Here is an 18,727-nt window from a genome sequence, read left to right as displayed (position 1 = left end):
CTACCCGGCTCTTGGGGCGGGCGCACGTCGGTGAGCTCCAGCAACCACTCCGCCGCTGTGTAAGCACCGACGATCGACGGATACTCGAACTCCAGCGGAGCCTCGCTAGGCTGGCCCAGGCACCCTGCACCTGCTGGCCGAGCCGGCCGCGCCGTACCCGGGGTCCGTACATACAAGTCGGTAGCTGCCATAGCCGCGCACCCTCCCCGACCTGGATCCGGTAGCACAGAGTGTCGCCGCCACGACCGACAAGCCCGATCGAAGACGCGCTGGCTCCGTGCGTACATCAGCGCGCTTCCCTGGATTATTCGAACGGTACAGGCTTGCCGCTGGCCTGAGTTTTCACGCCCTGATGATTCTTCACAACCGAGTCCACGTCCACATGGCGCACGTGTGGCTGCGCCATGAGCGTCGCGGTCTGATGCGGGCGTTCGCCGGACGGTAGTTCACGGGCCAGGCCGAGCGCCGAGCGGAAGCGCCGTAGCTCGATGCAACCGAGGGCGCGAATGGGGAGTGATCGCATCGCGCCCGCAGGGCGGTACTTACACATGGGGGAGATAGATCGTGGTTGACCAGGTGACAAGTTCGGCGCCGCAGCAGCGGAACCTCGACAACGGCTTGGGGGAAGCCCTGGAGCGCGCCGGCTCGGACCGTATCCGGCGGTGGCTGCCGTTCGCCGCGGCGGTCGGAGTGTTGTTCGTCGGCAGCATCAGCTTCGGCATCGGCTACGCGGCCGGCAAGGATGACGCCAAGCCGCCCGCTGCTGCGGCGCTGCCCGCGTCGCCAGCTCCGACAGCCACCACGGCCGAGGAACCGGCGACGGTCGAAGAGGACACGTCGGCCCCGGAGCCGGGTTATAGCCCGGTGGCGGAGGACTTCAAGCTGACGCTGAGGACGCTGAAGAAGGCTTGCTTCGGCTCCGCAGGCTGCAACATCAGCTACCGGGTGGACATGGGCTACCTGGGCACGGAGACGCCGGACGCCTCGGTGACGTATGAGGTGACGTATGAGGGTTGACGGCGGTGACGACGGGCCGATCATCAACACGCTCGAAGTGAACGGCGAGAACTACTCGCGCCAGCAGGAGGAGAGCGCGTCGACCGACTCGTCGTCAGACAAGCTGACCGTGCGGGTGACCGACGTATCGGAGCAGTGACGCACCAGCGCCGTGTTGACAGCCTGGCTGCGTACCTCCCCTGTCGCCCCCCAAGTGTGAGCCCGCCCCGCGGGGCCACGTGAGGCTGCGCCTGTCAGTGGGGCTCGTGTAGGTAGCGGTCGTGGTTGGCGACGAACTTGTCCAGATCGACAGGGCCCGGCCTGCCGACGTCGTGGAACACCTTCCGTTCGGCGGGCTGGGTCTGTGCCCACTGGACTACCTCGCGTAGGTCGTCGGAGACCTTCGTCGCCAGGCCCGTGTACTCGTCGTACCAGGCGCCTTGCCAGTGCGGCTTGCCCTGGTCGAAGGTGACCTCCAGGATGCCGCAGCCGGGGTCAGGGGTCCGGTTCACCGGAGGCGGCAATTCGATCGGCAGTTCTTCCGCGACGTGTGCTCGATGAGTTCAACAACCTCGGCGGCTGGCTGTCGAGCGGTCCACTCATACACGCCGCGCTTGTGCGTGACCGGGCAGTTCGCGATCTCCGGCTTGCCCTCGTCCGTCCACGTCGCGGACCACATCGGCCGCAGCAGGAAGTCCGGAACGTGTTTGCGGTCGAACCAGCCCAACCCTTCCGCCCACGGCTGCGGGCTGCAGAAGAGGTGGATCTTTCCAGTGCCGGGCTCGGGGTCGCCGGTGTAGGTGTACTCCAGCGGCGGCTGATGGTCTCCGTAGTGGCGGTCAGCCAGGTGAGCCTTCCACCGCTTCAGGGCGCTCCACTCGGCCATATGCAGAGTCCTCTCCAGAAGCGACGACACCTCCGGTCAGGGGTCGCCCTGAGTCCGGGGGTGTTGGCTATCGGTCGCAGCCTACGGGCACCAACCGGATTTCCTCGGCGACTGGCCTGTGGACAGCGCGAGCGAGGTGACGTCGAGGTACGGCATCGTTACATGCGCTCGGGGCGTGTCACCCTCGTGCCCGCCGGCCGCGCCACTACGGAGGTGGGGCGGGCTCTTCGGAAGGCACCCCGGGCGCTGATCAACAAGTGTGCTCGTAGCGTGGGACCGCAGTCCTGGTATCAGCTGAGGTTTCTCGTTGTGCGTATCACCGGGCCGATTGGGCCCATGCTCGCCAAGAGCATCGACCGGTTACCTCCAGCCCGGTCGGGCGGGTGGCGTTACGAGCCGAAGTTCGACGGGTACCGTGCGCTGGCCACAATCGGGGACGACTCGTCGGTATTGGTGTATTCACGCCGCGGCACCTCTGGGCCCGGCGTTCCCGGAGATCGTGGGCGCGTTGTACGCGTACCTGCCCACTGGGACGGTCGTGGACGGGGAGATCGTGTGCTGGCGCGGGGGTCGGCTGGACTTCGCAGCACTTCAACACCGTTACGCCCGCCAGCACCAGGCGGCCGAGCTCGCCACCACCGATGCGTGTCATCTGGTGGTGTTTGACGTGCTGGAAACCGCACGGGATGGTGATCTTCGCCGGCGCCCGCTGAAGGTTCGTCGGGTGGTGTTGGAGCGGCTGTTCGCCCGGGTGCCGGCCAGGTCACCGCTGACTCTTGCGCTGCACACGGCGGATCCGGTGGTGGCGCAGGAGTGGTACGAGACGATGGCCGTCGCCGGGGTGGAAGGCTTGGTGATCAAACCCGCAGACAGCCTGTATGTGTCGGGGTCGCGGGAGTGGTTGAAGTACAAGGCCCGGCAGACCACCGACGCCATCGTCGGCGGGATAACCGGCAGCCTGCACCGGCCGGAGACGTTGCTACTGGGCCGGTACGCCTCCGACACCGGCAGACTTCACTACGCCGGACGTACCACCAGGTTGACCGACGGCCAGGCCGCCGCGGTCGCACCCCTGCTGGCCGCCCCGACTGATGGGCATCCGTGGCCGGCGCAGCTGAGCACGAACTGGCGGTCCAAGCCGACCGACTACCTACAGGTCGCTCCGAACGTGGGTGGAGATCCGCGCCGACACCGCCACAGACGCCAGACGCCGCTGGCGCCACGCCGTCCGCGTGCTCCGGGTCCGCGACATCGCCCCCGACGAGGTGCCCCTCGACCTGGACCTGGAGGCCTGACCAGATGCGGTTGACTCCCATCCCAGCGGCCAACGGTCGCGTCGAACGTGCGTTCGAGTTAGAAAGGAGGGTGTGGGGCAGCAGCGCAGATACGGCCAGCAGGCGGTCGACGGGTACGAGGTCCCAACCGGGCAGCGGCGCCAGCAGCTCGAAGAAGCGGTCGACTCCATCTACGGCCACGTGCGCCAGACCCCGGACGGCGGGATCTACACCGGCGACGGCACCTGGCGTGCACCCGCCGACGACAAGCTCCTGGCGCCCATGCTCGAAGGACCGGACCGGGTACGCCGCGGTGAACGCGTCGACGGTGCGGACACCATCCTCGCCGCCCACCCCACCGAGGTCCGGGAGGACATCCAGGACCGGCTGTACCGGTCCCGCCACCACGCATCCCCCCGCATGCTCACCCGCCACCGCATCGCCGAAGTCCTCTACGCCGGCACAGGCGCCGGACACCTCCAACCCGTCCCCGCAGCACGCGTCGACGACACCGTAGACCTGATCCTCCACGCCATGGAACGCGGACGACTCCACCCCGCATGCTCGCCGCCCACGGCCAGGGCCTACCCAATGGCTCGGGCTCCCTGACGAGAGGTGGAATCCGGCGTACGAGGAGGCAGCGAAGAGGGGGTGCACAATGTGCGCGCACCTCACTACTCCGATCGACTCCATTCACACAGCGGTTGATCCGGAGGGAGGCAGCGCCCTTGACAACAATGAGAATGTTCACTTCTAACGAGAAGCTCGGTGAGCCGCACCGAAAGGGTTGCAGGCATCCCGTGGCGGCCCCCAACAAGGGAACGAAGGATTTCCGGTGTGCCTGACCAGGCCCTATCGCGATCGGCGGGCCCGTCGGTACTCGGAGCTACTGTCATCTTATGACCCAGAGCGTTTACCACCAACGGTACGAGATCGTGCTCAACCTCAGTCGGGACGACCTCGGCCACCCGGAGAGCCCTGGGCTGTGGGAAGAGCTGTACCGGAACTACCAGGCCGGGGTGCTTCTCTGCATGGAGTGCCGCGAGAGGGATCCCGGGTGCCCTCAGGACATGTACCTAAAGGTTCTACCCACGGGCGAGCGGATCGCCTGCCACAAGAACACGGGGATCCGGCACCCCACCGAATCGGAGAGCCCTCGCCACAGGGCGCTCAAGGAACGCATCGCCCTCGCGGCGGAGAAGGCGGGCTTCCGGGCAACCACCGAGGATGTCGGCCCGGGTGGGAAGCGACGCACCGACGTCACGATCCGAGGCAGTGGGAACCTCATCCTGGGTTGCGAGATCCAGCTGTCGCACATCACCCCCGACTCAGTCGTCCGACGGACGAACATCGCCCGCGCAGACGGGCTCACGCCCCTGTGGACCGTCGACGACCCAAACTCGGCGGCGATCGACCGGGCACCCTGGATCCGACTCGACCAGGTGGGCGACGGAGTCGGGGCCCCGACCACGGTCCTAAACGTCAGGGGCGGCGTAAACACGCTGCGGCTGGAGAAGTGCGACTCCAACCGCATCCTCCCATGCCCAGTCCGAGGCTACGGGCGGTGCGGAAACTGGCACCCATTCTGGGAACCGGCTCTCGTCCTGTACCTCGACGACACCATCGCCCGCACAGCAGCCGGCGAATACGTCCAGCTGTACATGCCCCGGATCTACAAGCGGGGCTGGTGGATGTGGGTGTCCGTGCAGGACAAGGAGAAATTCTTGCAAGGTCGGCCGGAGCCGCTGCCCACCGACGACGCAGCCCAGCCACCAGGCGCGATGCCGCAGCAGCGACGTAAACCGATCGACCCCGAATGCCACTACCTGGAGGAGGTCGAACGGCCGCCGTTGCAGCGAGCTCCCCGCGACACGGGTCAGGCCATCGACGCCAGCCACTGGACGATCCCAGGCGAGGCGGTCACGGCCGCGACCCGCCACATCAACGGGTTCGACGTTCCGGAGGATCTGATCGCCCTCCGTCGCACCTTCGAAATGGCCGACGCCACGCGCACAGCCCTCCGTGCGGAGCTTCCGCCGATGAGGGACGTCGCGCGCGGGCTAGCAACGGTGCCGCCCGAACTCCAAGAGCGGATCCACGCAGCCGACGTCGAGGTCGAGAAGGCCGCCGTGAGACTCGACCGACACTCCTGGTGGTCAACGGTCGAGAACAGGTTCGACGCGCGCCAAGCCGTCCGCGCAGGCGCACGAGACGCCGGGTAAGTCCGCCGCCGCTACGCCAAACGGCAGCTCGACGAACTGGTCAAGGGTTTCCGGAATGAGGTTAAGCTCCTGGGCCTCCGCTTCGCTGTCTGCTCCCAGCGGGAGCCGCGGTACGGCCCTGGACGACGTTTGTCTCGGGAGTTCCCGCCAGTGGGAATGATCCGGTCATGCTGTTGAATCTCGGCTCAATGGCACGTGCTTCCGGCGCAGGCTGATCCTCACGATCAGCCCCACCGTGGCGAACCATTACCCGTGCTCCCCGGACCCGGAGGTGATCTGGGTAAGGCTCGGCTACTGTCCCAAGATGCGATATACCCGCTCGGCGAGCAGGGCAGGTAGCTCAAGAACTGGAGTCGGTCAATGTCTACAGAAAGCCTTGAAGTCAGGCTGCGGTGGCGGGAGACCGGACACCGGAATCAACCGGTTCGTATTCATGCCGATCCTGAAGACCTACCCGAGCTGATGCGCCATCTTGAGACGCTCGCCCGCGCTTGGGGCAACCATGACGCGAGCACGCGCTGGCTGGGCGAGTACGAGATGGAGGTCCGTTCACTGGACCGACCCTGGGTGGATGAGTTCACCGTCTCGGGTATCTCCGAAGGCTCCTAAGCTGTCGCGCGCCCGGGCTCGGTGGCCGGTTCCGTCCCGGCAGAGGCGCCCAACAAGCCGAGGACGGTTGTGCGGCATCATCGAGGCATGAGGTTGCTCGTGCTGGGCGGGACGATGTTCGTGGGCCGGGAGGTCGTCAACCAAGCGCTCCGCCGCGGCTGGAGCGTCACCACGTTCAATCGGGGACGGTCCGGCGAGGACCTAGCTGGCGTCGAGGCGGTGCGAGGAGACCGGTCCGTCGACGCGGACGTCAACGGCCTGGCCGGGCGCGGTCCGTGGGATGCCGTGGTGGACACCTCGGCCTACATCCCGCGGAATACCCTCGATGTCGCCCGGCGTCTAGAGCCGACAGCCTCGCGGTACGCGCTGATCTCGACGGTGAGCGTCTACGCTGGCTGGCCTGTGGAGCCACTCTCGGAAGACTCGCCAATGCTTGGGGCGCCACCGGACGCAGGGCCGGACTTCGGGGAGGACACTGAGGACGGGCCGACCCAGTACGGCTACCAGAAGGCCGGCACAGAGGCGGCCGTACGGGAAGTCTTCGGCTCTGACCGCACGACTGTGCTGCGGCCTGGAGTCGTTCTCGGACCTGGTGAGTACATCGGACGCCTTCCGTGGTGGTTGAGACGAGCCGCCGCGGGTGGCCGTGTAATAGCACCGTCGCCGCAGGAGCGGTCGATCCAGCCCGTCGACGTCCGCGATTTGGCCGCGTTCGTGCTCACGTGCGTTGAGTCGGGTGAGTGCGGGCCGTTCAATGTCACAGCGCCGATGGGCCGCGAGACGTTCGGTGGATTGCTGGCCGCCTGCGCGCAGGTGACAGGTGGAGCGCCGCAGTACGTGTGGCTACCGGAGGAGACGCTGCTCCAGGCGGGCGTACGGCAGTGGTCCGAGCTCCCGCTGTGGCGGACGTTCGAGGGCGTGTGGAGAGTCGACTCCAGCCGCGCACTTCGTGCAGGTCTTGACTGTCGGCCCCTGACCGAAACGGTGCGAGACACGTGGCAGTGGTTGGTCGAGACCGGAGCTGAGCAGGTGCACGAGCGAGCTGTCGAGCTCGGGCTCAGCCCGGAGCGTGAGCGCGAGTTGCTCGCGATGGTCGGCGGATCTAGCTGACTTCTGCATGGCCGGCGGAGAGCCAGTCGGAGACCGTGCTGCTCAGTTCGCCGGCATGCGCGCTGCGCTGCCACTGCGGCCGCGAAAGAAGGCGGCGGACGGTACCCATCCGGCCGGACAGCGACATCCGAGCCGACGGCGGAGTCGCCAGTACGGGTGCCAGATGGGCTTCGGCGCCCGCAAGGTCGCCCATCAATAGGCGACCTGCAGCGAGGTCAATGCGTGTCCCGAAGACTGGAGAAGCGGTCGACCGGTCGGGTGCGTCACGCGCGTACAGCCTCAACGCCTGCTCTGCGGCCCGCTCGACTCGCTCGCCGTCGTTGACTGCCAGCCAGACGGAGGTGGCACAAGCGGCAGCGCGGCCGTCGTCGAACGCGAACTCGCCGCCAACGCCGTCCTGAAGGGGGTCGTCGGCGCGTTCGGCGTCCTCACGGTCGCGTTGCGCGGCTTGGAGCATCTGCGCTGCGGCGTGTGAGTTGCCTGCCACGGCATGGGCGCGTGCGGCGATGTAGCGAAGCCGGAATCGCGAGGCACCGGATGGTGCTCGTGTGAGCCCGCGCTCGATGTGGTCCACGGAGGCCTCCGGCTTTCCGGCCCAGAATGCGAGCGTCCCCTGGAGTCCGAGCGTCCAGGCCTCCAGTGACGCATGACCCGCGTTCTCGGCGTACATGGTCGCTGAACGAGCCAGCATCGCAGCGTCGTCCCAGCGGCCGAGGTCGAACCCGATCGATGCCATCATCGCGGTCGACTGGCCGATGACCACCTGGAGGTCAGCCAGTTCAGACGGCCGGCGGGTCCTGTCCAGTAGGCCGAGGGCCTGGTCGCGGATCAGCTGGAAGTCCGTGAACTCCTCGACGAGCGGCCGTTCAGTGTAGTCGCGTGACAGGGAGTGGACGTACTCGAAGAGATAGGCGATTACGTCGTCTCCGACCCTCGAGCCGATCCGGCCGGCGTCCAGCATGGTTGACCGGGTGGCGGTCGCGAACAGTTCGTTCGTTGCGTCGCTCGGCTTTGGGTGGAGAGGGCGAGTTTGCTCCGGCGACGTGTTGCCTTCAGCCGCCAGGAATAGTCCGAAGCGGACCTGCTCGTGGGTCGTTGCTCGCTCGAGAGTGGTGTCCAGGGCCCGTTGAAGCTCGCTCCGAGGGACGATGTCGGGCTGGCTCTCCCACTTGGACACGGTGCGCGCACCGACGCCGAGTTTTACGGCGAACGCCTCGGTCGAGAACCTCAGCGCGAGGCGCAGCAGCTTGGCTCGTCGACCATCCCACGTGCCTACGACATCGACGGCAGTTCCGTTACCCGAGACGGCCACGGTGCTCCCCTCCGGAGACGGGTCGGTAACAACGGTAGCGGCCATGGATAGCCCATCCTCTCGCTGACGAAGTTGCTCCATGCTCGTCATCGGGAGTGCGCAGCAGAAGAACCTTGTAAGGCAAGTGCAGGCTAGGTGCAGTCTGCGTTCGTGGTCTGCGGGTTCATGCCGGCGTCGACTGGGTCTCTATGGACAGAGGCCCTGGAAACCGGCCGAAGGACAGTAGGACGCAGGACCCGGCCGTTGCAGCAGTGCAGGCGCGCCTGGAAGTGGTAGCCGCTCGGCTGGAGCAGCTGGAGGGGCGCCTCAGCGCCGTGGCGGGCGAGGCTTCTTCTTCAGATCGTCCTCGACGGCGGCCACCTGGTCTTCGAGGTGTTCGATCCGGTCGAGGATCTCGTCGAGGCGGCGCATGATCGTGGGGATGTCCGCGTCGGTGCCGCCGGCCTTGTCGTTGCCTCGGCGGCGGACGAAGGTGCCGCGGCCTTGCCAGGTGACGATGAGGCCTTCTTCACGGAGTACGCGCAGGGCTTGCTGGATTGTGCCGCCTGAGACGCCGTACTCCTTGGCGAGTTCGCGTACGGACAGAAGTTGGTCTCCGACGGCGATGTCGCCGGAGGTGATGGCGGCGCGCAGGCTCGCAGCGACCTGCTGGTAGGGCTGCTGCGGGTCGGAGTAGTCGAGGGGTCTGCCGCTCACGCGGCAAGCCTAAGTAGGCGGGTTCTGTACTGGGAGACTCGCCTCTGCTTGGAGTATCGATACAGCTAATACAGCTGTTACAGTGACTCGAGATGAGGGTTCCGGTCCACGTGAGGGGAGAGGTGCTGTGAGGTCAGTGCTGCGGAGCAGGAGTGCGGCGGCGGCTGCGGAGCCGCGCCGGTTCTACAGCGTCGCCGAGGTGGCGCGGATCCTGGGCACGTCGGAGATGACGTTGTACCGGGCGATCCACGCCGGGGAGTTCCCGGCGGTGCGGATCCGGGGCCGGCTGATCGTGCCGGCGAAGGCGTTGGACGACATGGTCGAGGCGGCGCTGAGCACGCAGGCAGTGGTCGATGCCGGGGACTGGGTGCCGGCCGGTGGCGTGGCCTGATGAACGCCGAACGGCGATCCGCGACGGTGGGCGAGCAGTTGGCCGCTCTGGTGGCCGAGGTGTTGCGCCGGCTGTCTGATGAGCATGCGGCTGTCGCGGCGGATCTGGCCGCCCGTGCCGGCTACTGGCGTACCGACCCGGACGCGGCGGACCACCATGCCGCCGCTCGGGTGCTGGCCGCCGACGCCGAGGCCCTGGAGCAGTCGCTTCGCCCCGGCCCTGCTGTTACCCGCCCGACCGCGCCCAGCTGCACGGGGAGGTGGGGCTGATGGGGACTGTCTATGTCGGCGCGTACGCGGAGCAGATCGGCACCGACCACGAGGGTTACGCCGCTGGTCGGCTCCCGGACGGGTCTCTGACGGGCACCCGGACGGCGGACACGGCGGACTTCACCGGTTACGTCGCGGCGTGTGGCTGTGGCTGGCACGGCAACGTCGACCACCCGCCCACCGATGCCGGTGAGATCGCCGCCGCGGGGGCGTGGCACCACACACATCTGCAGGAGTTGATCGCCAAGGCCGGCGCGGGCTGGCCTTCCTGGGCCGAACGCGTTGCTGTGCGGGCTCGAGTGGTGGCCGGGCATGTCGCGTCCGGCCGGCCGGACATTGCGGCCGAGGTCGCGGCGCGGCTGGAGGGCGAGGTCGCCATCTGGCGGCGCACGGCCGAGGAACTCGTCCCGGAGTCGGCGCGGGACCTGGCGCGGGGAGGGGTCTGACGCGATGGGTGTCGTGGTGGGCCTGCACACCGCTGTGGTGCTGGACGAGCACGCGGTCGCTGCTGAACGGCGGGCGCTGGTCGCCGAGCTGGCAGCGGAGCGGTTCGGAGCGATCCACCTGCACCGCGACGGTCGGCCGGACCCGAAGGAGGTCGAGGCTGCCCAGGCCCTGGAACGCGCCGCGCATCTGGCCCGCGAGGTCGCCGAGTCCGAACGCCACCGGTGCGCTCGCCGCGCCCTACCCACCCAGGAGGCCACCCGATGAGCACCACCGACACGGCGACCGCGCTGAACGCGCCCACGGAGGCGGTGCCGCTGCGCGTGCTGGAGGAGCACACCGCGACGTCCGGGCTGTGCCGCCAGCCGGAGGCGAACCCGGACGCCTGGTACCCCGAACGCCAGGCGCCGGACTTCCTGGCCGCCGAGGCCGATCGGTTGTGCGGGCCGTGCCCGGTCCGGGCGGCGTGCCTGGAGCTCGCCGTACGCCATGAGGTCCGTGGCTTGGATGCCTGGGGCATCTGGGGCGGCACCACCCCCGACCAGCGCCGCCCACTCGTACAGGCCAGGCTGCGCGCCGAGACGCCGCATGTCGGGTCGTCGACTCCCAAGTCGTCCCGGGCTGGTGAGGTTCCCCCCACCTCCCAGCCCGGGACCCACCACCGCGGTCGCCCCGGTGGTGGCCGCAGCCGGGCGGGTGAGGCTGCATGACCACCCAGTCCCAGCAGACCTCCACCCGCCCGGCGCCGCGGGTTAGCCGCGCGGCTCCTGCGGCTGGCCAGGTGCCGCCGGTGGAGCGGCTCGCCGTCGAGGCCGAGGAGGCCACCCAGCTGCGGCGGCTTCAGGTTCATCCGGACGTGGTGGCGCTGCGGGTGGAGCGGGTTCGCCGCCGTGTCGACCGGTGCATGTGGGCTGGCATCCTGCTCGGGCTGGGGTTCACGGCCGCGAACGTGCAGGCATTCGCTGCTGGCGACGCCCCGGCCGGGTCGTTGGCGTGGGCGGTGGCGTGGCTGTTGGACCCGATGGTGTCGGTCGTTCTGCTGGGCGTGCTGTGGGCCGAGCAGGAGACCGGCCGCTACCGAATCGCCTCCGGCCGCACCGTGAGGGTCGTGAAGTGGTTCACCTTCGGCGCCACCTACGTGATGAACACCTGGCAGTCCTGGTTCGCTGCATCCCCGTCGGGGATTGTGCTGCACTCGGTGCCGCCGCTGCTGGTGCTGGCGGCCGCCGAGGTCGGACCCGAACTACGCCACCGGCTCACCGCAGCTGTTGACCGCTCCTACCGCCACTCTGCTACCGCCACTCCGGCCACCACCGGCCCTGAGGCCGCCGTGACGACTACCGGCGCCGCCGCATCGTCGGCAGCCTTAGCCGACTCAGGTGACTCCGCCAGTGGCGCCGCCTCCAGCTCCGTCGGTGGCGCCTTCAGTGGCGTCACCCCAGTCGGGCTGGTGGCGCTGCCAGGCGGACGGCATACCGCTACCGCCACCCCGAACTCGGCGCCAAGCCGGCATGCCAGTGACGTACGCAAGAGCGCCACGTCCGACCGGCCCGGTGGCGCCAAGCAGTCGATGCGGCGCCATTGGGAAGCCGAGATCGCCGCTGGCCGGGTGCCGAGTGGCGCCGACCTGAACCGCGCCGCCAGCAAGGACCCCGGTGCCTCTCTCGGACGCAAGTACGCGGGTGAGTGGCGCACCGAACTCACCGGCGCTGCCAACGACGTGCCGAGCGCCACCGACAGCGACACCGCCGCCGTTGCCGACGAAGGAGTTGGCGCCGCCACGTCGACGGCAGAGGAGGCGGTGTCATGACCGAACGCCACCGCTACTTCTATTCGCGCCACTCTGCCTGCCAACCGTGGCAGGCGGCACTGCCACCACGACCAATGACCGCCACCTGCCAGAGGGGAGACGAGATGGCTGGGCATCGTCGCAGCCGGAACACCGGCAGGCCGCTGCAGCGCCGGACTCGCAGCGTGAACCGGCGCCGGCGTCTGGACGAGCGGATGGCGGCCGCACACACCTCGGCCGAGCGTTTCGCCGCGGCCGCGGAGTACCTGCGGTCGGCGCTGGCGATGGTGCCGCACCACTTGGCGCAGGTGGCGGCCGAGCAGGCCGCGAACGACCTGATCGAGCGGGCCGAGGCCCTGCACAGCGCGAACCTGAGGAGGTTGTGATGAGCGCACCCGTACCCGATGAAACCAACGCCGGCGGCTTGGCTCAGCGGCCGGCGACGTCGACGAGCACGCCCCCTGCCGCGATACCCGCCCGTGGTTCCACCGCTGGTTCCATCGCCACACTCGCCTCGCCGTCGGCCCCTCAGCGGGAGACGCGCGCGAGCGCGCGCGAGGAGAACCCGCCCAGTTCCGTCCCGATGCGGCAGCGGTGCCGCGCCATGGCCGGCCGGTTGGCGCCAGTGGTCCGGGGGATGCGACCGCCGGAAGTGTGGGAGACCGGACGGCCGAGCCTGCGGCAGGTGTGGCACTACGCCGCCTACGGCCAGTGGACCGGGCAGGACACGGTGGGCCGGATCCTCGGCATCACCTACGCCGTGCTGATCACGCTGCCCGCACTGACCGCTGGCTACTACCTGCTGTGGGTGCTGGAGCGGCCCGCCCGGCTGGCCGCCGCCCTCGCTCTGACGGTGCTGTGCGTGCTCACCCCGCCCGGCGCGTTCGCCGCGCACCTGGCTATGGACGCCGCCCGAGCTCTGCTCACCTGACCCCCGCCCGGCGCCACACCGACCGAACCCGAAGCAGACAGACGAGGGGAGCCCGTGATGTTCGCATGGTCCGCGGCCGCGGTGGGCGCGTTCTTGTTCACCGCCGGTGTTATTTCGATCCGCAAGAACAAGCTGCCGCGAGCCCGGAACTGGCTGATGTTGCTCGCCGGCACCGGCCTGTCCGGGATCCTCGGCGCGGTCATCGGCTGGCTGACCGGAACGCTCGGCAAGGTCGGCGGTACCGCCACCCAGATTGTGTTCGGCGTCGGTGTGCCCGCGGTGATCGGGTTCGCGGTGGCGTGGATCCTCGCGATCGACTTGCACCCGAAGAAGGGCAAGCCGTCCCGGGTCACGCCGTGGCTGGCGCTGTTGGCGTTCCCGCTGCTGGTGGTGACGTTCGGCGGGGTGATGGGCAGCCTGCCCGATCGGGTCAACGAGGCCGTCGCCTCGGCCGGGTCGGCGCTGTCGCAGGCGCTCGGCGACCTGATCAACAACCTGTGAGGAGGCCAGGATGGAAGCGCTCATCTTTGCCCTGGTGATCGCGGGGCTGATCCAGCGGGTCGCAGCGGACTGGTGGGCCGGCGTGACCGGACGGCAGTTCCCCTCCCACACCTACCGGGCACGGCGGATGGAGCTGCGTGCAGCCCGTCACGCCGCCGCGGGCACTACCCCGCCTGCCCGGAGCCCCGCGCGGCAGTACGCAGCCGACATGTGGGCCTACACCTGGGACGGCCTCGCGCAACGCCAGCAAGTCCGCCACGCCGAACGGCTCGACGCCTGGCAGCGCAAGCGGCAGGAGCCGTCCGGCCCACAGCCGATGCGGGACCACCTACGCCTGCTCTGGCACACCGGGCCCGTCGCCTGGTGGGCCAACGCCTGGCAGACCCGCACAGACAAGCGGAACCACAAACTCGCCGACGCCGCCGGCGAACCTTCAGACCGCCAGCCAGCAGAGCCGCGTCCCGACCAGCGGCCGCCCGCCGATCCGCGCGGGAGCGGCGAACGTCGCACCGACAGGAACGACGGACGACCTCCGGCTCCGGATGCCGAACCCAAGCAGGCACCGCATCCGCCTGACCTTTCGCCCGATACGGACGGAGCGCCCAGTGACGTTGGTGCGCGGGTCATCCCTTTCCCCACCGCACCAAGCCCTGGCCAAGGCGGTGGATGGGAGCACGAGCACGCAGATCTATGGAAAGAGGCCTACGACCACGCCCGCAACGCCGGCGCAGGGGACCGAGCGCCGTTCTACGCCGACTGGTACGCCCGCGGCCACCTCAACGACGAGCCGGCCGACCGCCCAGACCACCAGACCGCCTACGCCCGCTACCTCGCCACCCGCGAACTAGACGAGCCACCAAACCCGGACTGCTACGCGCCGGAAGGTGCCAGCGAGGCCGACACCAGCAAGGCCGACACCAGCGAAACGACCAGCAAGGACAGCGGCAAGACCAGCGAGAGCGAGAGGAACGACACCGTGGACACCACCGCAAACGCCGAAGTAACAGGACTCCAGTCCGCCCGCCAGTACGTCGCATCGATGGCGGACGCCACCCGGCAGGGATCGAACTCGATCGAGTCCGCGATGAGCGGACTGCTGGCCGGCGACGTCACCGGACCAGCCCTGCAGCACCTGACCGCCGCCCAGGAATCCCTCGCCGCGGCGGCCGGCGCCTTCGAGCAGGCCTCCAGCGTGCTGGACCGCCACCAGGGCGTGGCCGAGGCCTACGCCGCCAACCCCGACGCCGGAACCCGCGAGTTCATCAAGAGCGAATAGCCCCCTACCCACACCACGAAGCCGCCTGGCCCGGGACCCGGCCCCGGGCCAGGCACCCCATTCAGACCCAGCGACCAACAGACAACCGACCGAGAGCTGACGACCGAAGGCAGGAGGACACCCCGTGCCATTCCTGACGCGCCAAGCAGACAGCCGGCCCAGGCCGCGGACATCGCGGCGTGGTACCGCACCAGTGCCGGAGCGGCTGGTGCTCGTCGACGAGGGCGAGTGGTGGGACGGCGCGAACCGCCAGCGTCGCGGCAAGCGCACCACGCCCACGGCCGCTGGCCGTACGTCGGCGAGTGGTTCGCCGGCGACGGTGTTGCAGCGTGGCCGTAGCGCCGAGGAGCTGCTGGCCGAGGCGCAACACCGTCGGCGAGGCCGTACTGTCTACCGGCTGCGCTGGCACCTGCTCCCGCACTACGTAGCGGCGGTCCTGCTGGGGCTCGCCGGGCTTGGCTGGCTCGTCGACTGGGCAACTCGCCGCGTCTACAGCGCCCAGCTGGCCATGGTGCCTGCCGGACTGCTTCTCGCCGGCCTGGGCACGGTGTGGGTCGTCCGCGGCGGGAAGTTGCGCCGCTGGCGGTGGCACCGCCGCGTCAGCCTCGCCACCGTGTTCGCCGCCTGCTGGCTGGCGGCCGTGATCTGGGCCGGTCCGTCCTGGGATGCGGCAGCGGTCCTCGCTGCGGCCGATCTCGTGTTCGGTGCCGGGTACTGGCGCACCATCCGTATCTACGGGCCCACTCACAAGCCTCTCCCGGACGCGGGGGAGGAGCAGGTACCGGAGACGCCGATCTACCGGCGTTGGGCCGACAACATCGCCACCGACGGCGGGGTCGCGCCGAAGTCGCGGCTGACCGGCCGAGAGGTCGACGACATCACCGAGAAGTACACCGTCGAGCTGGTGCGAGGGAAGCAGTCGATCAAGACGATCGAAGCGAACCTGGACAAGGTCTACTCCGGCCTCGGCCACGGCGCCGAAGAGGTCATCGTCGAACCCCACCCCTCCCGCGACCCGGCCCGGCTGGCGTTGACGATCGTGCACACCTCACCGGTCAAGGAGACCGTGGCGTTCACCGGGCCGCAGTACTACCGCGACGGTGACCACTCCTGGATCGAGATCGGCCCCTACGCCGACGGCGCCGCCCGCGTCCGCGTACCGGTCTACGCGCCGAACTCGATCCGGAACCTCACCATCATCGGCGGCCAGGGTTCCGGCAAGTCCGCGATGCTCAACGCCGCCGCCGTCTCGTTACGCGCGTCCGGGCACACGGTCGTGTTCTACCTGGACGGCCAGGACGGGGTCTCCTCGCCGCAGCTGCTGCGGTACGCCACCTGGGCGCCGACCGGTGAGGACCGCGAGCTCGTCGTCCTCGAGGCGCTCGAGCGAATCTATGCGGTGCGAGGAAAGCTGATGAAGAAGCTCGGCGTCCCCGGTCTCAATCCCACCCCCGAGCTGCCGGGGATCGTGGTGATCGTGGACGAGTTCCACGTGTTCTGGCGGCCCTCCAGCAAGCACCTGGAACGGTGGGAACGCCTCGTCCGTACCGGCCGCAAGGTTGGTGTCGGGTTCTGGGCCGCTACCCAGCATCCGTCGGTGGAGTCGTTCGGCAACGACAAGATCCGCTCCCTGCTACAGCAGTACACCACCCTCGTCCTGCGCACCGCCGGCGCCGTCGCGCAGAACATCTTGCGGATCAAGGTCAACCCTGGCGATTTGCCTACCGAGCCCGGCTACGGCTACGTCATCGGTGGCACCGAGTCGGTACGTACAGCACCGTTCCGCGCGGACTTCCTCGACGACAAGAACGGCGACGCGGACGCCATGTTCGAGACTTACGGAGGCTGCGATCTGGACAAGTGGTCCACCAAGGCCGCCGGGCACGCCTTCATCCACCGCGCGGAGATCGCCGAACAGCAACGTAAGGACCTCGACGACGAACTCGCCGCCTGGGAAACCGACGGCGACGCCGAAGAAGATCTCCTTGCCACCCTTGGCACGCAGGTGGACGAGGCGGCCGAGGGGCAAGTCGCGCTCACCGCGATCGGGCCCGTACCCACCTTCCCGCCAGCACCTGCGCTCCGCGTCATCGACGGCGGCCACGCCACCGAAGGGCCAGCCGAGGAGGCGGTCGAGCCTCCCGAAGCTGGCGCAGGTGGTGGGGGAGCGCGGGAAGCCGTGCACGCCGCCGTCGTCGCCGGCGCGACCACGCCGACCGAGGTGATGGACGCCACCGGCTACGGCAAGACCCAGGTCTGGCGCGCTCTGCGCGCCCTCGAGACCGACGGCGCCGTGGTCAAGGAAGGCCGCGGCACATATCGACCCGGACAGGAGGCGCAGTAACCACTAGCGCGACATCCACCCACCTGACGCGCCCGGGGGCGTGGCACCTACCGCCAAGCAGAACCGCGCCCCCAGGCACAACCCCCACCAAGGGAGGCACACCAAGTGAACCCCGACTCGTCCCGTATCCGCGACTCCAGGTACGTCCGCGCCGCCGAAACCATCAACGCCGGCATGCCCACCACCCCCGTCGGCAAGGCCAGCCTGGCTATAGCGGCTACCGCCATCGGATTCGTTCTCACTGTCCTGGTGCCGCAGCTGCTCGGCGGCGTCCTGCTCGCTCTGGTCTCACTCGACATGCGCCGACACCTCGACCGCTGGTCGGCCGAATACGAGTGCTCCAGGTGCAAGGAGAAGCTTCGCGCCGACCGCGGGACGGAGGCAGCCTGATGGCCTCCGAACCGTTGACACCCGAGGACCTGTTCGGCCCACCCACCAGCGACAACCCTGCGTACGAGAACGTCGTCGAAGATGTCTACGGTGACGGCACCGAGATGCTCATCGGCCATATTGACACCGGCGAGATTGACGGGCGGATCCGGATGCAGCCATGGTGGCTTCCTAGGCTGAGCGTCGTGGCGCCGGCCGAGCACGCGTGGGTCACCTTCGACGTCCACGCCCCCGGCTGCGACGCGCCCGACCCCGCCGTACCCGGCACCGACTGCCAGTGCTCCTGGCAGCCCTGGATCGTCTACCACTGGCGCGACGCCGCACCCGATACACCCGGCGCGGTCCCGGTCACGTTCGTCCAGCTCGAACACCAGGCGGTCGCAGCATGACCCTCCACCAGCTGGCCAAGACAGACCACCGTGCCCGAACCCAAAACGAGAGGAGGCGCTGAATGCCCTGGTTCAGGGTGTGCGACACCTTCGCCTTCAACGACAAGACCGTCGCCGCGGGCAACGCAGCCGTCGGCCTCTGGGTACGAGCGGGCTCCTGGAGCGCCCAGAACCTCACCGACGGCCTGGTCCCCAAACACATGGTCACCGCCCTCGGCGGTACCACCGCACAAGCGCGCAAGCTCGTCGACGTCGGGCTTTGGGAGGCAACCAGCGACGGGTACCGATTCATCGAATGGGACGGCGCCCAGCCCACCCGCCAAGAGGTCCAGCAAGACCGTGCGGCCGCCCGCGACCGCATGCGCCGAGCCCGCGGCGCGAGCCGACGGTCACCGCGCACCCGTCCCGAACCTAGGGGCGAAGTTCGTACGAACAACTCCGAACCAAACGAGCGAGTCGAGCCTTCCTACGGCGCAAACTCGAATCAAGAGACCGTGACAAATACGGCCGGTGAGACCACGATACCGCCGTCCGAACATGCATCGCTGCAGGTCAGAGCCTTACATGCGGTAGATGTTCTGCCGAACACCAGCCGAACTTCACAACGCGTTCGGTCAACCCTTACCAGACCTAGTCCTACCTCCTCCCCTTCCCCTCCTCCGGTCGCGCCGGCAGGCCAACCTCACGGAGGAGGTGGATTGACCATGCCGAACGACCCCACGGGAGACTCCCGCTGGACCAGCAATGGCTCCGACGCTGGGGTCGCAACCGTCGTTCAGGCGCTTGGCCCGGAATGGCGCATCGGGCCACAAGCCGTCGAACGACTTACGCCAGTAATCCGCTCTGCCCTCGACGCCGGATGGACGGAGGACAAGCTCGCCAACCATCTCCGAGAGAA

General features: G+C 68.7%; 23 protein-coding genes. 19 read left to right on the top strand and 4 right to left on the bottom strand.

All coding sequences use genetic code 11. The annotated features are described in order from the left end of the window. Positions 1 to 564 precede the first annotated feature (564 nt). Both F4554_RS27705 and F4554_RS27700 read left to right on the top strand, forming a co-directional pair. Positions 565 to 1,017, top strand: a complete 453-nt coding sequence (locus F4554_RS27705) for a hypothetical protein (protein WP_179790425.1) — start codon at positions 565 to 567, stop codon at positions 1,015 to 1,017. Further along, the gene (locus tag F4554_RS27700; RefSeq protein ID WP_179790423.1) at positions 1,007 to 1,156 is read left to right on the top strand and encodes a hypothetical protein; all 150 of its coding nucleotides are present in this window, start codon (positions 1,007 to 1,009) and stop codon (positions 1,154 to 1,156) included. Before F4554_RS27705 ends, F4554_RS27700 begins: the two co-directional genes overlap by 11 nt. A gap of 94 nt (positions 1,157 to 1,250) precedes the next feature. Here F4554_RS27700 and F4554_RS27695 read toward each other — a convergent pair whose 3' ends face one another. After that, complete coding sequence (locus tag F4554_RS27695; RefSeq protein WP_179790421.1) at positions 1,251 to 1,508, bottom strand: hypothetical protein; 258 nt, start codon at positions 1,506 to 1,508, stop codon at positions 1,251 to 1,253. Further along, complete coding sequence (locus tag F4554_RS27690; protein WP_179790419.1) at positions 1,505 to 1,882, bottom strand: hypothetical protein; 378 nt, start codon at positions 1,880 to 1,882, stop codon at positions 1,505 to 1,507. Before F4554_RS27690 ends, F4554_RS27695 begins: the two co-directional genes overlap by 4 nt. Before the next feature lie 415 nt (positions 1,883 to 2,297). On the opposite strand from F4554_RS27690, the gene F4554_RS27685 reads away from it, so the two are divergent. The 4 genes from F4554_RS27685 (at position 2,298) to F4554_RS27670 (ending at position 7,097) form a co-directional block, all read left to right on the top strand. Next, on the top strand, positions 2,298 to 3,191 hold the full coding sequence (locus F4554_RS27685) for an ATP-dependent DNA ligase (RefSeq protein ID WP_337796219.1): 894 nt from the start codon (positions 2,298 to 2,300) through the stop codon (positions 3,189 to 3,191). Positions 3,192 to 3,249: 58 nt separating this feature from the next. After that, complete coding sequence (locus tag F4554_RS27680) at positions 3,250 to 3,765, top strand: hypothetical protein (RefSeq protein ID WP_179790415.1); 516 nt, start codon at positions 3,250 to 3,252, stop codon at positions 3,763 to 3,765. 290 nt (positions 3,766 to 4,055) lie between these two features. Next, complete coding sequence (locus tag F4554_RS27675) at positions 4,056 to 5,378, top strand: competence protein CoiA family protein (RefSeq protein WP_179790413.1); 1,323 nt, start codon at positions 4,056 to 4,058, stop codon at positions 5,376 to 5,378. Positions 5,379 to 6,074: 696 nt separating this feature from the next. Further along, the gene (locus F4554_RS27670) at positions 6,075 to 7,097 is read left to right on the top strand and encodes an NAD-dependent epimerase/dehydratase family protein (RefSeq protein ID WP_179790411.1); all 1,023 of its coding nucleotides are present in this window, start codon (positions 6,075 to 6,077) and stop codon (positions 7,095 to 7,097) included. Here the strand turns inward: F4554_RS27670 and F4554_RS27665 are convergent. Further along, on the bottom strand, positions 7,090 to 8,454 hold the full coding sequence (locus F4554_RS27665) for a helix-turn-helix domain-containing protein (RefSeq protein ID WP_179790409.1): 1,365 nt from the start codon (positions 8,452 to 8,454) through the stop codon (positions 7,090 to 7,092). The genes F4554_RS27670 and F4554_RS27665 overlap by 8 nt on opposite strands. A 261-nt stretch (positions 8,455 to 8,715) precedes the next feature. Next, positions 8,716 to 9,105, bottom strand: coding sequence for a GntR family transcriptional regulator (locus tag F4554_RS27660; RefSeq protein WP_179790407.1), 390 nt, complete (start codon positions 9,103 to 9,105; stop codon positions 8,716 to 8,718). Positions 9,106 to 9,232: 127 nt separating this feature from the next. On the opposite strand from F4554_RS27660, the gene F4554_RS32715 reads away from it, so the two are divergent. From F4554_RS32715 to F4554_RS27595, 13 genes are all read left to right on the top strand, one after another. Next, on the top strand, positions 9,233 to 9,496 hold the full coding sequence (locus F4554_RS32715; RefSeq protein ID WP_202889485.1) for a helix-turn-helix domain-containing protein: 264 nt from the start codon (positions 9,233 to 9,235) through the stop codon (positions 9,494 to 9,496). Beyond that, on the top strand, positions 9,496 to 9,765 hold the full coding sequence (locus F4554_RS27650; protein ID WP_179790405.1) for a hypothetical protein: 270 nt from the start codon (positions 9,496 to 9,498) through the stop codon (positions 9,763 to 9,765). The genes F4554_RS32715 and F4554_RS27650 overlap by 1 nt, the downstream gene beginning before the upstream one ends. After that, positions 9,765 to 10,211, top strand: a complete 447-nt coding sequence (locus F4554_RS27645; protein WP_179790403.1) for a hypothetical protein — start codon at positions 9,765 to 9,767, stop codon at positions 10,209 to 10,211. The genes F4554_RS27650 and F4554_RS27645 overlap by 1 nt, the downstream gene beginning before the upstream one ends. Positions 10,212 to 10,215: 4 nt before the next feature. Next, on the top strand, positions 10,216 to 10,476 hold the full coding sequence (locus F4554_RS27640) for a hypothetical protein (protein ID WP_179790401.1): 261 nt from the start codon (positions 10,216 to 10,218) through the stop codon (positions 10,474 to 10,476). Further along, entirely contained in the window at positions 10,473 to 10,919 is a 447-nt protein-coding gene (locus tag F4554_RS27635; RefSeq protein ID WP_179790399.1) for a WhiB family transcriptional regulator, read from the top strand. Before F4554_RS27640 ends, F4554_RS27635 begins: the two co-directional genes overlap by 4 nt. Further along, positions 10,916 to 12,019 carry a hypothetical protein gene (locus F4554_RS27630; RefSeq protein ID WP_179790398.1) on the top strand — a complete coding sequence of 368 codons (1,104 nt, stop codon included), beginning with the start codon at positions 10,916 to 10,918 and terminating at the stop codon, positions 12,017 to 12,019. The genes F4554_RS27635 and F4554_RS27630 overlap by 4 nt, the downstream gene beginning before the upstream one ends. Before the next feature lie 104 nt (positions 12,020 to 12,123). Continuing rightward, positions 12,124 to 12,384: a hypothetical protein gene (locus F4554_RS27625; RefSeq protein WP_179790396.1), complete on the top strand. Its 261-nt coding sequence runs from the start codon at positions 12,124 to 12,126 to the stop codon at positions 12,382 to 12,384. After that, positions 12,384 to 12,929: a hypothetical protein gene (locus tag F4554_RS27620; RefSeq protein WP_179790394.1), complete on the top strand. Its 546-nt coding sequence runs from the start codon at positions 12,384 to 12,386 to the stop codon at positions 12,927 to 12,929. The genes F4554_RS27625 and F4554_RS27620 overlap by 1 nt, the downstream gene beginning before the upstream one ends. A gap of 57 nt (positions 12,930 to 12,986) precedes the next feature. Continuing rightward, complete coding sequence (locus F4554_RS27615) at positions 12,987 to 13,430, top strand: hypothetical protein (protein ID WP_179790393.1); 444 nt, start codon at positions 12,987 to 12,989, stop codon at positions 13,428 to 13,430. A gap of 10 nt (positions 13,431 to 13,440) precedes the next feature. Continuing rightward, positions 13,441 to 14,706, top strand: a complete 1,266-nt coding sequence (locus F4554_RS27610) for a hypothetical protein (RefSeq protein WP_179790392.1) — start codon at positions 13,441 to 13,443, stop codon at positions 14,704 to 14,706. A gap of 193 nt (positions 14,707 to 14,899) precedes the next feature. Then, on the top strand, positions 14,900 to 17,050 hold the full coding sequence (locus F4554_RS27605) for a hypothetical protein (protein ID WP_179790390.1): 2,151 nt from the start codon (positions 14,900 to 14,902) through the stop codon (positions 17,048 to 17,050). A 105-nt stretch (positions 17,051 to 17,155) separates the two neighbouring features. Then, positions 17,156 to 17,440, top strand: a complete 285-nt coding sequence (locus F4554_RS27600; protein ID WP_179790389.1) for a hypothetical protein — start codon at positions 17,156 to 17,158, stop codon at positions 17,438 to 17,440. Continuing rightward, positions 17,440 to 17,829, top strand: a complete 390-nt coding sequence (locus F4554_RS27595; RefSeq protein WP_179790387.1) for a hypothetical protein — start codon at positions 17,440 to 17,442, stop codon at positions 17,827 to 17,829. Before F4554_RS27600 ends, F4554_RS27595 begins: the two co-directional genes overlap by 1 nt. Positions 17,830 to 18,727 lie beyond the last annotated feature (898 nt).

Source organism: Actinopolymorpha rutila, assembly GCF_013407855.1.
Taxonomy (GTDB): domain Bacteria; phylum Actinomycetota; class Actinomycetes; order Propionibacteriales; family Actinopolymorphaceae; genus Actinopolymorpha; species Actinopolymorpha rutila.
Note: the sequence above shows the minus strand (reverse complement) of the source record. Positions and strands in the feature narration are given on the sequence as shown.

Bases quoted from the DNA above. Each gene is read 5' to 3' on its own strand.
- F4554_RS27700 (WP_179790423.1), top strand. From the start codon at position 1,007: ATGAGGGTTGACGGCGGTGACGACGGGCCGATCATCAACACGCTCGAA.
- F4554_RS27690 (WP_179790419.1), bottom strand. From the start codon at position 1,882: ATGGCCGAGTGGAGCGCCCTGAAGCGGTGGAAGGCTCACCTGGCTGAC.
- F4554_RS27675 (WP_179790413.1), top strand. From the start codon at position 4,056: ATGACCCAGAGCGTTTACCACCAACGGTACGAGATCGTGCTCAACCTC.
- F4554_RS27670 (WP_179790411.1), top strand. From the start codon at position 6,075: ATGAGGTTGCTCGTGCTGGGCGGGACGATGTTCGTGGGCCGGGAGGTC.
- F4554_RS27665 (WP_179790409.1), bottom strand. From the start codon at position 8,454: ATGGCCGCTACCGTTGTTACCGACCCGTCTCCGGAGGGGAGCACCGTG.
- F4554_RS27650 (WP_179790405.1), top strand. From the start codon at position 9,496: ATGAACGCCGAACGGCGATCCGCGACGGTGGGCGAGCAGTTGGCCGCT.
- F4554_RS27645 (WP_179790403.1), top strand. From the start codon at position 9,765: ATGGGGACTGTCTATGTCGGCGCGTACGCGGAGCAGATCGGCACCGAC.
- F4554_RS27640 (WP_179790401.1), top strand. From the start codon at position 10,216: ATGGGTGTCGTGGTGGGCCTGCACACCGCTGTGGTGCTGGACGAGCAC.
- F4554_RS27635 (WP_179790399.1), top strand. From the start codon at position 10,473: ATGAGCACCACCGACACGGCGACCGCGCTGAACGCGCCCACGGAGGCG.
- F4554_RS27630 (WP_179790398.1), top strand. From the start codon at position 10,916: ATGACCACCCAGTCCCAGCAGACCTCCACCCGCCCGGCGCCGCGGGTT.
- F4554_RS27625 (WP_179790396.1), top strand. From the start codon at position 12,124: ATGGCTGGGCATCGTCGCAGCCGGAACACCGGCAGGCCGCTGCAGCGC.
- F4554_RS27620 (WP_179790394.1), top strand. From the start codon at position 12,384: ATGAGCGCACCCGTACCCGATGAAACCAACGCCGGCGGCTTGGCTCAG.
- F4554_RS27615 (WP_179790393.1), top strand. From the start codon at position 12,987: ATGTTCGCATGGTCCGCGGCCGCGGTGGGCGCGTTCTTGTTCACCGCC.
- F4554_RS27610 (WP_179790392.1), top strand. From the start codon at position 13,441: ATGGAAGCGCTCATCTTTGCCCTGGTGATCGCGGGGCTGATCCAGCGG.
- F4554_RS27595 (WP_179790387.1), top strand. From the start codon at position 17,440: ATGGCCTCCGAACCGTTGACACCCGAGGACCTGTTCGGCCCACCCACC.